Raw genomic sequence first — 15,340 nt, 5'->3', positions numbered from 1 at the left:
AGTACAAATCCTTATTCAGTTGGTGCTGATTCAGTAGCGCTCAGGTGCACCGCGATACGCTGACGCAGGCGCATCTTGTCGACCTTGCCGACAGCGGTCATGGGCAGCTTGTCGAGCTGTTCAAAACGGTCGGGCAGCTTGTAGTCAGCCACCCCCAGGCCACGCAGAAACTTGCGCAGGGCGATGCTCTTGAGCGCCGGATCGCGGCTGACCACAAAGGCGCAGCTCTTCTCGCCCAAGGCCGTGTCGGGCATGGCCACCAATGCCGCGTGGACGATTGCCGGGTGCGCCATCAGCAGGTTTTCCACCTCTTCGGCGGCGATCTTTTCGCCACCGCGGTTGATCTGGTCCTTGATCCGCCCCACCACTTGCAGATAACCATCGGCGTGCTGCCGCACCAGGTCGCCAGAGCAGTAGAAACCTTCGGCATCGAAGGCCATGGCGTTGTGCTCGGGGCTCTGGAAATAGCCGCGAATGGTGTACGGGCCACGGGTCAGCAGCGCGCCGACTTCGCCAAATGCCACCGGATTACCGGCACGGTCGAGCACGCGCACCTCATCCGCCGGGCTCATCGGGCAACCCTGGGTGCCATACACATGCGCCTCGTCATCGTCGAGGCGGGTGTAATTGACCAGGCCCTCGGCCATGCCAAATACCTGCTGCAGGCGGCAACCCAACTCGCTGCCGATGCGCCGCGCCTGCGCCTCGGGCAAACGCGCGCCGCCGACCTGCAGCAACTCCAGGCTGCTCAGGTCTTCGCGTTGCTCGCTGGCGGCCTGCAGCCACAGCGACAGGGCCGGCGGCACCAGCGCGCTGACATTCACCCGATAACGCGCGATCAGCGCAAAGCAGGTCGCCGGCCCCGGATCAGCCGCCAGCACCACACAGCCGCCGGCATGGAATACGCCCAGCGCGCCGGGCGAGCTGAGGGGGAAGTTGTGCGCCGCCGGCAGCGCGCAGAGGTAACGGGTGTCGCGATCAAAGCCGCAGACCTCGACACTACGGCGCACGCTGTAGGCGTAGTCGTCGTGGGTGCGCGGGATCAGTTTCGGCGTGCCGGTGCTGCCACCGGACAGCTGGAAGAACGCCACCTGATCCGCCGGTGTCGGCGCATACGCGCGCAGCGCCTCCACCGGTTCAAGCCAGGCGCTTAGGGCCCGTGCAGGCGCGCTATCACCGTCCAGCAGGAGGGTGTCGAGCTCGGGAACGGCGCTCTGCAGTTCGCCGAGAAAGGCATCATCGGCAAACAATGGATGTTGACGACTGCCGATAAACAACCGTGGCCGCACCTGACCGGCGTAGGCCAGCAATTCCAGGCGACTATGGCTGAACAGCGCGTTGACCGGGGCAATCCCCGCCTTGAGCAGGGCGAAGAAAACGATATAAAACTCAGACTGATTAGCCAGCTGCACCAGCGCCCGATCACCGCTACCGAAACCCTGATTGGCCAGGCGCTGAGCCAGGTAGCCGGCTTGCACATCCAGCTCGGCATAGCTCAGCTGGCGACCGGCGCAGATCAGCGCAATAGCTTCGGGCTGCGCCTGCACCTGGGCTTCCAACAATTGCGTCAGCGGCTCGCCGCGCCAATACCCCGCCTGGCGATAGCGCTCGGCGAACTCAGCCGGCCAGGGTGTAAAGGGCACCAGACTCATAGCGCCTCCCGTTCCAGGCCGAAGGCCGAGAGCATGGTGCCCAGCTTGTTGCCCGTCTCCAGCCACTCCGACTCCGGACAAGACGCTGTCACCAGCCCTGCGCCAGCAAACAGGCGAACCCGCGTGTGCTCGACGATGCCGCAACGAATCACCACCGCCCACTCGCCATTGCCATCGGCGTCACTCCAACCGACGATGCCGCCAAACACGCCACGGTCAAAGGGCTCCAGCTCGGCGATCAACTGCTTGGCTGCCGCTGTCGGAAAACCGCACAGCGCCGGCGTCGGATGCAGCCGGCAGGCCAGGCTCAACGCCGAAGCAGGGGTGGCCAGCTCGCCGGATATCTGCGTAGACAAGTGCCACAGTCGCGCGGTCTTCAACAGCGACGGCGCATCGGCAACGTCCAGGCTGCGGCACAGTGGCCGCAGTTGGCGGTCCAGCTCCTCAATCACCAGACGGTGCTCGTGCAGGTCCTTAGCTGATTGCAGCAGCGCCTGCGCCACCAACGCATCGGCAGCCGGATCGGCCAGACGCTTGGCCGAACCGGCCAGCGGATTGGAGGTGAACTGGCAGCCCTGCTGACGCAGCAACAGTTCAGGACTTGCGCCAATCAGCACGCCACCATCCGGCAAATCCATGGAGAAGTGGTAAGCCTCGGGGTTCTGCTGGCGCAGGCCCTGAAACACCGTAGCGGCGCAGGGCGCGGTGTCGAACTCAAGCTGCAACAAGCGCGACAGCACCACTTTGCTCACCTGCCCGCCGCGCAGTACCTCGACCGCGCGGCCAACGGCCTGCTTGAAACTCGCCTGATCCGGCTGCTCGGTGCATTGCCGCGCCTTGCCACACGGAAAGCCGCACACCCGGGTCGGCGGCGCACCCGGCAATAGGCGCGAAACATGGCGCGGGACAAACAGGCTAGACGGTTGCCGTTTGTCGAAGGGAATCACCCCAACCACCATCGGCTGACTTAAGCCGGCCACCCTGGCTTCGGCAAAGGCGGCTTCGACCGCCCGCTCAACCCCATGACCATCATCGCCCGCCGGCGTTTCGATAGCCTGGAAACAACCGCTGGCCTCAACCCCACCTTCGGGAGAATAGAACCGATAAGTGGGCGCATGGATACCGCTCCAAGGGGAGCCCCCATGAGCGATACGCGTCAATGCATTCACTCCAACCTCCATATTTAACGCTAATACGAATAATTAGCATTCATATAAGGAGGGCAAAACTAACCACTCGCAGAAGTTGCGTCAATTTATTTCTAAGGCTCTAGCCCGAGGGTTACTGAGACGAAATGGCGCGACTTGTCGCCATCCGCGGCGAACCTGCTGCTCGCGCGCGGCTTTGGTCGACAAGTGCGGCGATCCCATTCGGATGAACGGAGTAGCGGTTTTAACTAATCTGCCAACGGCATCGCAGAGCTGACACCGCAAGGGAACTTTTACCGGCCCCGCTCCGCCAGGATGCGCGTTGCGCCCTGGGTTTTCTGGCAGTACCAGAACACCCGACTGACCCCACGGGTGACCGCTACATAGGCCAGGCGCAGGCTTTCATCCTGCATGGCCTGGTCGTAGCTGCTGCTGAAAAAGCCCGAGTAGGCGTACAGCGCATTGCGCAGCGGGTGCGGTTCGGACGGTTGGCAGTCGTCGAGGATAATCGCCACTTCGGCCTGCAAACCCTTGGCGCGGTGAATGGTGTAGGCCTTGACCGGCAGCTTCTTGTCCAGCTGCGCGGTGATGGCCTGCAGCGGTTCGTTGCGCCGGCTGAGCAGCAATACCGCGTTGCGCTCACGGCTGTTGCGCCCGGCGGCATAGGCGCACTGTTCGCTGATCTGCTTAAGCAGTTCCGGTAGACGCACCCTGCTGTCGAAACGCTGGATCAGGCGCACGCCATGATCACCCGGCTGGGTGGCTTTGATCGCCTGACTAGCCTTCGCCTGTTTGTGCTGCACGCCGCCCAGCAGCGTTTCAGCATCACGGATGATCGCTTCAACTGAGCGATAGTTATTGGCCAGGGCCAGCACGGCGCTGTGCTTGGCTTTACCTTTGCCTGGAAAGTGCCGGTCGAAGTCGAGAAACAGCTCCGGCGAGCTTCCGCGCCAGCCATAGATCGACTGCCAGTCATCGCCAATGGCCATGAGGCTGACGGTGCCGCCCCGCCCGGCTTGAGCACGTTGCACGGCCTGCAGCCACAGAACGATTTGCGGCGAGATGTCCTGAAATTCGTCGATCAGAAGATGGCTAAATGGCGCCAGCAGCTCCGGTGCAACGTTCTGCTCGCTGGCATTTAGCCGCGCCGTTAGCTGGGCAAAGGCAGCGTTAAAGGTCATCACACTCTGTTCCTGCTGGCACTGCTCGAAATACGGCCAGAACAGCAGCAGGGCCTCGCTAAACTCGCGCACAGCTGCCGACCCAGCCAGGGCCCGCGGCTGCAGGGTCGCGACAGTGATGCCAATACTTTCAGCAAAACCGGCCTGGGCGTAGAACGCCTCATACAGCGGAGCAGCACTGAATTCGCCTGGCAGCTTGTAGGCATCCAACGGCGCCTTCGGTAGACGCTTACTCTCGGCCAAACGCAAGGGCAGCTGCAACAGAGCGTGCACCCGCTGGCGAAATACCGGCTGCTCGGCATAGCACTGCTGATAGGCCTGTTTAAGCAGACGCTGCTGGACAGGTCGCAGGCGTCCGGCGCTCAGCGGGTTATCCAGCTCGCGGTCAGCCGCCTGCTTATCATCCAGTTGCTCAAACCAGCGTGGGTTATCGAGCAAGCTTTTGGCCATAGCTCCCATGGCCGAATGAAAAGTGCGTACACACTGCCGCGCCTGAGCGGCATCGAATGGGTAGTTGAAGAAGCCCAGCACCTTGAGCAGCTGTTCGCGCAGCTCGGCGCAAGAGGCATTGGTAAAGGAAATCACCGTCAGCTGCTCAGGCTTGATACCCAGGTGACAGAGCATGAATGCCACCCGCAGAACCAGCGTGGTGGACTTGCCCGAACCGGCACCAGCGAAAATGCGTGTCAGCGGGTGATTGCTGAGAATCATCGCCCACTGCTCATCCGAAGGTGCGCTGAGCAAACCTGCCGTCACCGCCCGCGTTACCTGCTCGCGCATGGCCTGACCTTGCGCTGCATCGACCGGCAGCATGGCCGGCCCATAAATGCCCTGAGTGCTGGGTTTACTGGTAGCGCGGCGTAGTTTGCCCTGCGTCTGCACACTGCCACGCCTGGACTTGGCGGCCGCTTTTTTGGCCAGTGGTGCAGGCTTTTTCAGCGCTGCAGATGCTTCACGCTCGGCACGCAGATAGGCAGTGGTATGGGGGAAATAACGCGCCAGAGCAGCGGATAAGAGCCGCTTGTAGCGCTGAACAGCAGATGGCATTCGCGATCCAGCCTGGAGATAGATCTTTGAATGATAAGTGCTTTTTACTGCGAGCCGGCGACTGAGCGGTGAGAAAATGCAGAGCCTCTCACCGCTTATCCAACCCGCTGAGCTGTTAGTCGAGCATGCCGACATAACGCGGATGGCTGGCAACCCGCTCCAGCCAAGTACGGACGGCCGGGTACGGGCTCAGGTCGAAGCCGCCTTCGTCCGCCACATGGGTGTAGGCATACAAGGCGATATCGGCAATCGAGAACTCTTCGCCCACCAAGTAAGACGTGCGCTGTAGCTGTTTCTCCATCACCTTGAGCGCCTTGTAACCGCGCGCATGGCACTCCTCGTACTCGCTGCGCCTAGCCTCTGGCAGACCCTGATACAGCTGAATAAAGCGCGCCACCGCCACATAAGGCTCATGGCTGTACTGCTCGAAGAACTGCCATTGCAGCACTTGGGTGCGCAGTCGTGGCTCAGTCGGCAAAAACTCACTGCTATCGGCGAGGAAGTTGAGGATGGCATTGGACTCCCACAGGCAGGTGCCGTCTTCCAGCTCCAGTACCGGGATCTTGCCATTGGGGTTCTTAGCCAGAAACGCTTCGCTCTGGGTCTCGCCCTTAAGGATATCGACCGCTATCCATTCGTAGGGCTGATCCAGCAGGTGCAGCATCAGCTTGATCTTGTAGCAGTTGCCCGAGCGGTAATCGCCATAGACCTTGTACATATCACCCTCCTCCCAAATGTGTCTGAAACCGCTCAGCTAGCTTGCTTGCGCCTGACGAATCACTTCGGCCAGACGCTTGAGTCCTTCATTCAAGCGCTCAGGTGCGACGTGGCTGAAGTTAAGCCGCAAATGCCCAGGGTTGGCGTCCGGGTCGATAAAGAACGGCTCACCCGGCATAAACGCCACGTTCTGCGCCAGCGCCGGCGCCAGCAGCGTACGAGTGTCCAGCGGCTGTTTGAGCGTCAACCAGAAGAACAGCCCGCCCTGGGGAACCTGCCAGTTGGCCAGATCGCTGAAATGCTCTTCCAACACCGCCTGCATGGCATCGCGGCGGATGCGATAAAAATCGCGCAGCTCGGCTAGGTGGCCGCGGTATTTCTCGCTGCCCAGCCATTGCAGCGCCTGCCATTGGCCAATGCGATTGGTGTGCAGATCCGCCGACTGCTTGAGGCGTAGCAGGTAGGGGAACAGGTCCGGTGTGGCGATCAGATAGCCGACGCGCAGACCCGGCAAAAGGGTTTTCGACACGGTGCCGGTGTAGATCCAGCTGGCCTTCTGTAGGCGGCTGACGATAGGCGTGGCGCTGCCGGCGTCGAATACCAGCTCGCGGTAGGGCTCGTCTTCGATCAGGGTCACGCCAAACTCATCCAGCAGCGCCGCCACGGCGTCACGCTTGGCTTCGCTGTAGCGCACAGCCGAGGGATTTTGAAAGGTTGGAATCAGGTAAGCGAAGGCCGGCTTGTGATTTTCCAGACGCTCACGCAGCGCGTCGATCTGCGGGCCATCGGACTCCTGCGGTACGGCGATGCAATCGGCACCGAACAGCTGAAAGGCTTGCAGCGCGGCGAGGTAGGTCGGCGCTTCGAGCAGCACTTCGGTACCCGGGTCGATAAACAGCTTGCTGGCCAAGTCGAGGGTCTGCTGCGAGCCGCTGACGATCAACACCTGGCTGGCCTCGCAGGATACGCCGAGGGCACGAGCTTCGGCGGCAATCGCCTCACGCAGCGCCGGCTCACCTTCACTCATGCCGTATTGCCCCATGCTCGCGGGCATTTCAGCCCACTCAACCTTTGGCAGCATCGGTTCAGCGGGCAAGCCACCGGCGAAGGACATGACTTCCGGACGCTGCGCCGCGGCTAGGATTTCACGGATCAGGGAGCTTTTCAGGCGGGCAACACGTTCGGAGAAGGCCATGGATACACCGGTAGCAAAGGCAAATAAAAATAGGTCAAACTGTTTGACCAAAGCTCTGTTTAACAGAAGCTACGACGCCCCATACGGATACGTCAATATGCCTGACCTAAAAAACCCGGCCACTCAGCAAACTGCCATGGAAGCCTTCTTCTTTGGCTACCAGGCCTTTACCGCCAAGGCCGATGAGATACTGGCGCGCCGCGGCCTGTCGCGGGTGCATCACCGCATCCTGTTCTTTATCGCCAAATACCCCGGCTTGAACATGAAAGAGCTGCTCGCTTACCTGGGCGTGAGCAAGCAGGCGTTGAACACCCCGCTGCGGCAGTTGCTGGAAATGGATCTGGTGCAAAGCCTTACCGCCGAAGACGACAAGCGCAAACGCCTGCTCGGCTTCACCGCCGAAGGTGCCAAGCTGGAACAGGCACTGCGCCGTGAGCAGGCCAAGCTGCTGCAGCGGGCCTTCGGTGAAGTGGGTGACGACGCAGTACAGGGCTGGCTCATGGTCAACCAGGCACTGGCTGGGCGCTGAAGCGCTCTCGACCGACCATTAGAGCCGACTGTACTGTTATCTCAGAGAAACTGTATTGGTCTTTTCCAAGAACACTTTAAAACTGTTACGTCCATTGCCCGCCTCGCTGTACCGCGACGCCCCGCCCCGTGCCCCTTAGGCTGAGCAGCATCATCCACGAGTGCCGCTGCCATGACCGCCGAGCTGTTAATAGCCTTTATCGCTTTCGCCTTTGTCACCTCAGTGACGCCGGGGCCGAACAACACCATGCTGCTCGCCTCGGGGGCAAATTTCGGCCTTCGTCGAACCCTGCCGCACATGCTGGGTATCAGCCTGGGACTGATGCTATTGGTGCTATCGGTCGGCCTGGGGCTCGGCCAGTTGTTCGAACAAGTGCCACTGCTCTATACCGTGCTGCGCTATGTCGGGGCTGCCTACCTGCTGTACCTGGCCTGGAAGATCGCCAATGCCGGCGCGCCTAGCAGCCAAGCCTCTGCCAGCGGAAAACCTTTCAGTTTTCTGCAAGCCGCCGCCTTCCAGTGGATCAATCCGAAGGCTTGGATCATGGCGATCGGTGCTATCACCACCTATACGCCGCAAGACAATTTCGTGACCAATGTACTGCTGATTTCAGCGCTGTTTGCCTTGGTCAATTGCCCGACCATGAGTGTCTGGACCGTCGTCGGTAGCCTGTTGCGCAACTGGCTGCAGGATGCACGTCGTTTGCGCGTGTTCAATATCGGTATGGCTCTGCTGCTGGTAGCTTCGCTGTACCCCATTTTCACCGACACGGGATTGCTCTAGATGCACGACCTGCCGCAAGCCCGCCTACGACCGCTGGCCGACACCTCAACCTCGGCAGTCGTCGCCGGGTTTATCGCCATGCTTACCGGCTATACCAGCTCGCTGGTGCTGATGTTCCAGGCCGGCCAGGCCGCCGGGCTGACTAACGGGCAGATTTCTTCATGGATCTGGTCGCTATCGATTGGCATGGCGATCTGCTGCATCGGCCTGTCGCTGCGCTACCGCGCGCCAATCATGATCGCCTGGTCCACCCCCGGCGCAGCCCTGCTGATCACCAGCCTGCCTGGCGTGCCCTACAGCGAGGCAATTGGTGCCTATATCTTCGCTTCGGGGCTGATTGTGCTGATCGGTCTGACCGGCACCTTCGACCGTGTGATGCGCCGCATTCCCGGCTCGATTGCGGCGGCCCTGCTGGCTGGCGTGCTGTTCAAGATCGGCCTGGAAATCTGCGTGGCCGCCGAGCAACAGCCGCTACTGGTGGTGGCCATGCTGCTCGCCTACTTATTGGGTAAACGCCTGCTGCCGCGTTATGCAGTGCTCGCTGCCTTGATCGTCGGCAGCGTGTTAGCTGGGATTTTCGGCCTGCTCAACTTTGAGCATTTCGAGTTACAACTGGCGGTGCCGGAATGGACCACCCCGAGCTTCTCCCTGGCGGCGGTCATCAGCATCGGCATCCCGCTGTTTATCGTCGCCATGGCCTCGCAAAACCTGCCGGGCATGGCAGTGCTGCGTGCCAATGGTTACGACGTGCCGGCCAGTCCATTGTTGAGCACAACCGGACTGACTTCGATGCTGCTGGCCCCGTTTGGCAGCCACGGCATCCATATGGCTGCCATCAGCGCAGCAATCTGCGCCGGACCGGAAGCCCACGAAGACCCGAAAAAACGCTACACCGCCGCCATCTGGTGCGGGGTGTTCTACGGCATTGCCGGGATTTTCGGTGCCACCCTAGCCGCGCTATTTGCCGCTCTGCCAAAAGCGCTGATCCTGTCCATTGCGGCGCTTGCGCTATTCGCCTCGATCATCGGCGGCCTGACCCAAGCCATGAGCGAGCCGAAAGAACGTGAAGCGGCGCTGATCACCTTTTTGGTCACCGCATCGGGCATGACCCTGTTTACGGTAGGCTCGGCGTTCTGGGGGATTGTTGCGGGGCTGCTGACCCTGGCGATTCTTAATTGGGGCAAGCAAGACGCTTGAGTGATGGGTATCGCTGCGCTCAACCCATCCTACGAACTGCGGGCTAACTGGACTGCAGGCAATAAAAAATCGTCTGGAACGATTTTTAACGTCGCGAAGCGACGGCCCGAAGGGTGACCGCCATGGATGGCAGGTCATAAAAAACGGGCTTATGCATTACGCATAAGCCCGTTTTTGTTACAGCCTAGGAAATCAGCCGCGCTGACGCTTAGGCAGCACATCTTTGAGCTTGGCGTGCATACCGCGCAGGGTTTTCTCGGTGCTTTCCCAATCAATGCAGGCATCGGTGATCGACACGCCATACTTGAGCTGGCTCAAGTCCTTAGGAATCGACTGCGCGCCCCAGCCCAGGTGGCTCTCCACCATCAGGCCGACGATGGACTGGTTGCCTTCCAGAATCTGGTTGGCCACGTTGTCCATTACCAGGGGTTGCAGAGCCGGGTCCTTGTTGGAGTTGGCGTGGCTGCAGTCGACCATGATGTTCGGGCGTATGCCGGCTTTTGTCAGTTCTTGCTCACAAACGGCAACACTGACCGAATCGTAGTTCGGCTTGCCGTTACCACCGCGCAGCACCACATGACCGTAGGCATTGCCCTTGGTGGTAACGATGGACACGCCACCTTCCTGGTTGATACCGAGGAAACGGTGCGGGCTGGATACCGACTGCAGGGCGTTGATTGCCACCGTCAGGCCGCCGTCGGTGCCGTTCTTGAAGCCCACAGCGGAGGACAGACCGGAGGCCATTTCACGGTGGGTTTGCGATTCGGTGGTGCGTGCGCCGATGGCCGACCAGCTGATCAGGTCCTGCAGGTACTGCGGGGAGATCGGGTCAAGGGCTTCGGTGGCAGTCGGCAGGCCCATTTCAGCCAGATCACGCAGCAACTGGCGACCAATATGCAGGCCATCCTGAATCTTGAACGAGTCATCCATAAATGGATCGTTGATCAGGCCTTTCCAGCCGACGGTGGTACGCGGCTTCTCAAAATACACCCGCATAACCAGATACAGACTGTCCGAGACCTCGGCAGCCAGCGCTTTGAGGCGCTCGGCATACTCGTGAGCGGCCTTGATATCGTGGATCGAGCACGGCCCAACCACCACGAACAGGCGATGATCCTTGCCATCGAGAATATTGCGGATTACCTCACGACCACTGGCGACCGTACGCAACGCAGCTTCGGTCAGCGGAATTTCACGCTTGAGCTGTGCCGGGGTTATCAGGGTGTCGTTGGAGGCAACGTTCAGGTCATCAATCGGTAAATCAGCCATCGTGCTATTCATCAGTCAGAGTCATCAGGTCACGGGTGCCGGCCGCCAGCGATCCCCGTGTGGCGGAGCACAGCAATATGAGCACAGCGGGGAAGCCGAACCTTAGCGCGTATAGGCCTGGCTCGACAATGGGCTTGGCGGCTTAAGCCGCGCCGATGGGAGGATTCGCAGGATTAGGGCGCTAATTCAGGCTGGCGCGGGAGAACTCGGCGGCATGCTGGCTGATCCATTCCTGCGCCACTACCTCGACTGGTAGGCTGCAGCCCAGTTCCTGCTCACGCTGGTGACGATAATGCTCAATCTGGCAGATCTGCTCGACCATGCGCGCGCGAAACAGCGTGTCCTCATCGACAAAGGCGATACCCACCAGGTAATTGCCCTCCTGCTTGCGGCACCAGGCCACCAAGCCCGGATAACGCGCATGCTCGCCGAATAGCGGGATACGCAATTCGATGGCGGTACCACGGCGAAAAGCGCGGTTGGAGTTGCAAGCCACACCACCGAGGCTGATATTGTTGAGCCGCTCTTTGGGTACAAATGCCTGTTTGCGCAGCACTAATTCAACCGGCATATCACTGGGATGACGCAGAAAGTGACGCATCTATGACTACCTCGGATGCCATCAATTTGATACCACGCTGGCCAGTATAGTGACTGAACTGGAACTGACCGATTTAGACGCAGATCGCCATCTACTCGACTTACCTGGCACTTCACTGCTGATATTTACCAGCATAGGTTGTGCCAGTTGCCGTTGGGCGCGGCGTGAGCTGCCTAATTTGCCCCTGCCGATACAGCGCCTTGCCTGGGTCGACGCGGCCAACAGTGGCGGTTTAGTGACGCGTTATGAGGTATTTCATCTGCCCGCGTTATTCGTGATACGCGATGGTCATTTTTATGGCGCCTTGCAGAGCCGTCTGCAAGCTGCCGAACTTACTCAGGCGCTGGACACTGCCCTGTCGCGCCCCGCAGAGGAATTACCCTGATGAATGCAGCACCCCGTATCGGCATTATCGGCTCCGGCGCAATTGGCGGTTTTTATGGCCTGATGCTGGCCCGTGCCGGCTTTGATGTGCACTTTCTGCTGCGCAGCGAATTCGCCGCAGTCGCCAGCCAGGGCCTGCAGGTCAATAGCGCCCTGCACGGCACTCTGCATCTGCAACCGGTGCAGGCCTACCAGTCGGTTGCCGATATGCCGCCGTGCGACTGGTTGCTGATCGGTGCCAAGACCACCAGCAACATCGAATTGGCCCCACTGATCAGCCAAGCTGCGGCACCCGGCGCCAAGGTGGTGCTGATGCAGAACGGCCTGGCGGTGGAAGACGAACTGCGCCCGTTGCTACCGGACTCGCTGCACCTGCTCGGCGGCCTTTGCTACATCTGCGCCCACCGCAGCGCGCCGGGGGTGGTCGAACATCAGGCTCTGGGCAACGTCAACCTGGGTTATCACTCAGGTCCGGCTAATGGTGCCGAGAGCCGTCAGCAGATCCTCGAACAAGGCAGCGCCCTGTTCCAGGCAGCGGGGCTGGACTCCACCGCCATGGCTGAGCTGAATCAGGCGCGCTGGCAGAAGCTGGTATGGAACGTGCCCTACAATGGCCTGGCCGTACTGCTGAACAGCGCCACCACGGCTCTGATGGGCAACGCTGACAGCCGCGCGCTGATTGAAGCGATCATGCAGGAAGTGGTGGATGCCGCCGGCGCCTGTGGCTATCAGTTACCCGCAGGCTTTGCCGGCAAGCTGCTAGCGGCCACCGACCGCATGCCGGATTATCTGCCCAGCATGTACCACGACTATGCCCTGCAGCGCCCGCTGGAACTGCACGCCATCTACGCCGCGCCATTAGCCGCTGCGGCCCAGGCCGGCTGCGCCATGCCGCGCACAGAAATGCTTTATCAGACTCTGCGTTTCCTCGAACAACGCGCGCAATAGGACACAGCCATGAGCAAGGGATTAGGCGACAAACTGGTACTGGCGATCTCCTCGCGGGCGCTGTTCGACCTGCGCGACAGCCACCAGATCTATGAAAGCCAGGGCGTCGAGGCCTATCGCCAATACCAGATCGAGCATGAGGACGAGATACTCCCTCCAGGTGATGCCTTTCCCCTGGTAGAGAAGCTGCTGGCGCTGAATAGCGCCCTCAAGCAGCAGCGGGTCGAGGTGATACTGGTTTCGCGCAACAGCGCCGACACCGGCTTGCGCGCGTTCAACTCAATCCAGCACTACGGCCTGGGTATTTCCCGTGCGGCCTTTGTTGGCGGGCGCAGCCCCGATCCTTATCTGGCTGCATTCGGCTGCCACCTGTTTCTCTCCACCCACGCCGAAGATGTGCGCAGTGCGCTGCGCGCCGGCTTCGGAGCGGCGACCATTCTCTCCGGCGGTGCACGGCGGGCGGCGAGCAATGAGCTGCGCATCGCCTTCGACGGTGATGCCGTACTGTTCTCCGATGAGTCCGAGCGGGTCTACCAGCAGGCCGGCCTGGAAGCCTTCCAGAGCCACGAGCGCCAGTCAGCCCGCGAACTGCTCGGCGGCGGCCCGTTCAAGCCGTTCCTCGCGGCCCTGCACCAGCTGCAGCAGGAGTTTCCCGAAGAACAATGCCCGATTCGCACAGCGCTGGTCACCGCTCGCTCGGCGCCGGCCCATGAGCGGGTGATTCGCACACTGCGCGAATGGCATATCCGCCTGGATGAGTCGTTCTTCCTCGGCGGCCTGGAAAAAGCCGCAATTCTGGAAACCTTCGGCGCCGACGTATTCTTCGACGATCAGACCGGCCACTGCGAAAAAGCCAACAAAGTCGTGCCCACCGGTCATGTGCCACACGGCATCAGCAACGAACCGCAGATCTAACCCCGCGCGAGGGCCCTCACCGCCCTCTCCCCCTCACACTTCGTCACCCGCTATATAACCATTCGTCCTCAGATTTTCGGCTTTCTTTGACTTATCAATGGCGCTGCTAAGCTCAGATCAGGCCCGCCAGTCAGGCAGTCAAGGAGGCCGCATGATTCGCTCAATTCTCTATGCCACTGATCTAGGCCTTTACGCCCCCTACATCTTGCAGCATGCCCTAGCACTGACCCGCTCATTCAATGCCAGCTTATATGTTGTGCACGCAGTGGAGCCCATGGGCCTGTTTGCCGAGTCGGTATTGCAGACCTACCTGGATGAAGAGCGACTCAAGGATTTACGCACCAACGGCCTGAGCACGGTGATGTCGAGTATCGAGCAGCGAGTGCTGGAAGGCTTTCGCGATGAAATAGGCGAAGCCCTGCATGATCTGGAACTAATTAAGGCGGTACGCGTGGTACAGGGCGATCCACCGCTGGTGATACTCGATGAAGCGCAGCAACTCGGCGTGGATTTACTGGTCCTAGGTAGCCATAGCCACGGCACAGATATGGACATACCCCTGGGGCGCACCGCCTCACGGCTTGTGCAATTGTCCGAAGTGCCGGTGTACCTGGTGCCAATGCTGCAGCATCGCAGCCGTGGTGATCTTTAAAACAAGCACAGCACGTTTCTATTTTTGGTCTAGATTTAATGCTTCAATCATCATTATGGTTATATAAAACGCCGGTAACTTGAACGGCTGTCTTTTTGCTTTGAGGGACTTTTATGAAGCTTCAGCAATTGCGCTACATCTGGGAAGTCGCGCATCACGACCTCAACGTCTCTGCCACGGCTCAAAGCCTCTACACCTCGCAGCCTGGCATCAGCAAACAGATCCGCCTACTTGAAGACGAACTGGGGGTTGAAGTATTCGCCCGCAGCGGTAAGCACCTGACCCGTATCACCCCGGCTGGCGAGCGCATCATCAACACCGCCGGGGAAATCCTGCGCAAGGTCGAAAGCATCAAGCAGATCGCCCAGGAATTCTCCAACGAGAAGAAAGGCACCCTGTCCATCGCCACCACCCACACCCAGGCGCGCTATGCCCTGCCGCCGGTGATCAGCGCCTTTATCAAGCAATACCCGGACGTAGCCCTGCACATGCACCAGGGCACGCCGATGCAGATCGCCGAAATGGCCGCAGACGGCACTGTCGACTTCGCCATCGCCACCGAAGGACTGGAGCTGTTCAACGACCTGATCATGATGCCCTGCTACCGCTGGAACCGCTGCGTAGTCGTGCCTCAGGGCCACCCGCTGACCAAGCTGCCGAAGCTGACCCTGGAAGCCCTGGCCGAATACGCCATCGTCACCTACGTATTCGGCTTTACCGGCCGCTCAAAACTCGACGAGGCCTTCAGCCACCGCGGCCTGACGCCGAAAGTGGTGTTTACCGCCGCCGACGCCGACGTGATCAAGACCTATGTGCGCCTGGGTCTGGGCGTGGGCATCGTGGCCAAGATGGCGGTCGACCCCAAACTCGACCCGGACCTGGTGGTGCTGGATGCCGGCGAGCTGTTCGAAGCCAGCGTGACCAAGATCGGCTTCCGCCGCGGCACCTTCCTGCGCGGCTTTATGTGCGACTTTATCGAGAAGTTCGCCCCGCACCTGACCCGCGACATGATGGCCAAAGCCGTGCAATGCCACAGCAAGATCGAGCTGGAAGAGCTGTTCGAAGGCGTGGAACTGCCGCTGCACTGATCCAACCAGCAGACATAAAAAGCCCGTCCAAGTG

Annotated in this window: 15 protein-coding genes; 8 read left to right on the top strand and 7 right to left on the bottom strand. The window is 60.5% G+C overall.

Annotated elements, in window-relative coordinates:
* Positions 1 to 11: 11 nt before the first annotated feature.
* The 5 genes from AACX99_RS17575 to AACX99_RS17555 form a co-directional block, all read right to left on the bottom strand.
* Positions 12 to 1,652 carry a (2,3-dihydroxybenzoyl)adenylate synthase gene (locus AACX99_RS17575; RefSeq protein WP_339413714.1) on the bottom strand — a complete coding sequence of 547 codons (1,641 nt, stop codon included), beginning with the start codon at positions 1,650 to 1,652 and terminating at the stop codon, positions 12 to 14.
* On the bottom strand, positions 1,649 to 2,821 hold the full coding sequence (locus AACX99_RS17570) for an isochorismate synthase (RefSeq protein ID WP_339413713.1): 1,173 nt from the start codon (positions 2,819 to 2,821) through the stop codon (positions 1,649 to 1,651). Before AACX99_RS17570 ends, AACX99_RS17575 begins: the two co-directional genes overlap by 4 nt.
* 272 nt (positions 2,822 to 3,093) lie before the next feature.
* Positions 3,094 to 5,028: a DEAD/DEAH box helicase gene (locus tag AACX99_RS17565; protein WP_339413712.1), complete on the bottom strand. Its 1,935-nt coding sequence runs from the start codon at positions 5,026 to 5,028 to the stop codon at positions 3,094 to 3,096.
* Positions 5,029 to 5,143: 115 nt separating this feature from the next.
* Positions 5,144 to 5,746: a glutathione S-transferase family protein gene (locus AACX99_RS17560; protein ID WP_339413711.1), complete on the bottom strand. Its 603-nt coding sequence runs from the start codon at positions 5,744 to 5,746 to the stop codon at positions 5,144 to 5,146.
* Between the two features lie 36 nt (positions 5,747 to 5,782).
* Positions 5,783 to 6,940 (bottom strand): aminotransferase-like domain-containing protein, encoded by a 1,158-nt coding sequence (locus tag AACX99_RS17555; protein ID WP_339413710.1) that lies wholly within the window; start codon positions 6,938 to 6,940, stop codon positions 5,783 to 5,785.
* Positions 6,941 to 7,037: 97 nt separating this feature from the next.
* Here AACX99_RS17555 and AACX99_RS17550 point away from each other — a divergent pair, with 97 nt between their 5' ends.
* From AACX99_RS17550 to AACX99_RS17540, 3 genes are all read left to right on the top strand, one after another.
* On the top strand, positions 7,038 to 7,469 hold the full coding sequence (locus AACX99_RS17550; protein WP_339413709.1) for a MarR family winged helix-turn-helix transcriptional regulator: 432 nt from the start codon (positions 7,038 to 7,040) through the stop codon (positions 7,467 to 7,469).
* A gap of 171 nt (positions 7,470 to 7,640) precedes the next feature.
* Complete coding sequence (locus AACX99_RS17545; protein WP_339413708.1) at positions 7,641 to 8,252, top strand: LysE family translocator; 612 nt, start codon at positions 7,641 to 7,643, stop codon at positions 8,250 to 8,252.
* The gene (locus AACX99_RS17540; RefSeq protein WP_339413707.1) at positions 8,253 to 9,449 is read left to right on the top strand and encodes a benzoate/H(+) symporter BenE family transporter; all 1,197 of its coding nucleotides are present in this window, start codon (positions 8,253 to 8,255) and stop codon (positions 9,447 to 9,449) included.
* Between the two features lie 192 nt (positions 9,450 to 9,641).
* On the opposite strand, the gene AACX99_RS17535 is transcribed toward AACX99_RS17540, so the two are convergent.
* Complete coding sequence (locus tag AACX99_RS17535; RefSeq protein ID WP_339413788.1) at positions 9,642 to 10,718, bottom strand: 3-deoxy-7-phosphoheptulonate synthase; 1,077 nt, start codon at positions 10,716 to 10,718, stop codon at positions 9,642 to 9,644.
* Between the two features lie 181 nt (positions 10,719 to 10,899).
* Positions 10,900 to 11,319, bottom strand: coding sequence for a PilZ domain-containing protein (locus tag AACX99_RS17530; protein WP_339413706.1), 420 nt, complete (start codon positions 11,317 to 11,319; stop codon positions 10,900 to 10,902).
* Between AACX99_RS17530 and AACX99_RS17525 the strand changes: the two genes are divergently transcribed.
* From AACX99_RS17525 to cysB, 5 genes are all read left to right on the top strand, one after another.
* Positions 11,318 to 11,704, top strand: a complete 387-nt coding sequence (locus tag AACX99_RS17525; protein ID WP_305591811.1) for a thioredoxin — start codon at positions 11,318 to 11,320, stop codon at positions 11,702 to 11,704. The two genes, AACX99_RS17530 and AACX99_RS17525, sit on opposite strands and share 2 nt — an antisense overlap.
* On the top strand, positions 11,704 to 12,651 hold the full coding sequence (locus AACX99_RS17520; RefSeq protein ID WP_339413705.1) for a putative 2-dehydropantoate 2-reductase: 948 nt from the start codon (positions 11,704 to 11,706) through the stop codon (positions 12,649 to 12,651). The genes AACX99_RS17525 and AACX99_RS17520 overlap by 1 nt, the downstream gene beginning before the upstream one ends.
* A 9-nt stretch (positions 12,652 to 12,660) precedes the next feature.
* Positions 12,661 to 13,566 carry a 5'-nucleotidase gene (locus AACX99_RS17515; RefSeq protein WP_339413704.1) on the top strand — a complete coding sequence of 302 codons (906 nt, stop codon included), beginning with the start codon at positions 12,661 to 12,663 and terminating at the stop codon, positions 13,564 to 13,566.
* 151 nt (positions 13,567 to 13,717) lie between these two features.
* On the top strand, positions 13,718 to 14,218 hold the full coding sequence (locus tag AACX99_RS17510; RefSeq protein WP_339413703.1) for a universal stress protein: 501 nt from the start codon (positions 13,718 to 13,720) through the stop codon (positions 14,216 to 14,218).
* A 113-nt stretch (positions 14,219 to 14,331) separates the two neighbouring features.
* The gene (gene cysB / locus AACX99_RS17505; protein WP_339413702.1) at positions 14,332 to 15,306 is read left to right on the top strand and encodes an HTH-type transcriptional regulator CysB; all 975 of its coding nucleotides are present in this window, start codon (positions 14,332 to 14,334) and stop codon (positions 15,304 to 15,306) included.
* The last annotated feature ends 34 nt before the right edge of the window (positions 15,307 to 15,340 follow it).

The sequence above is a fragment of the Pseudomonas sp. EA_35y_Pfl2_R5 genome, from assembly GCF_963970805.1.
Classification (GTDB): domain Bacteria; phylum Pseudomonadota; class Gammaproteobacteria; order Pseudomonadales; family Pseudomonadaceae; genus Aquipseudomonas.
The sequence above is the reverse complement of the archived record's forward strand: the minus strand, read 5'-3'. Positions and strand labels throughout refer to the sequence as shown.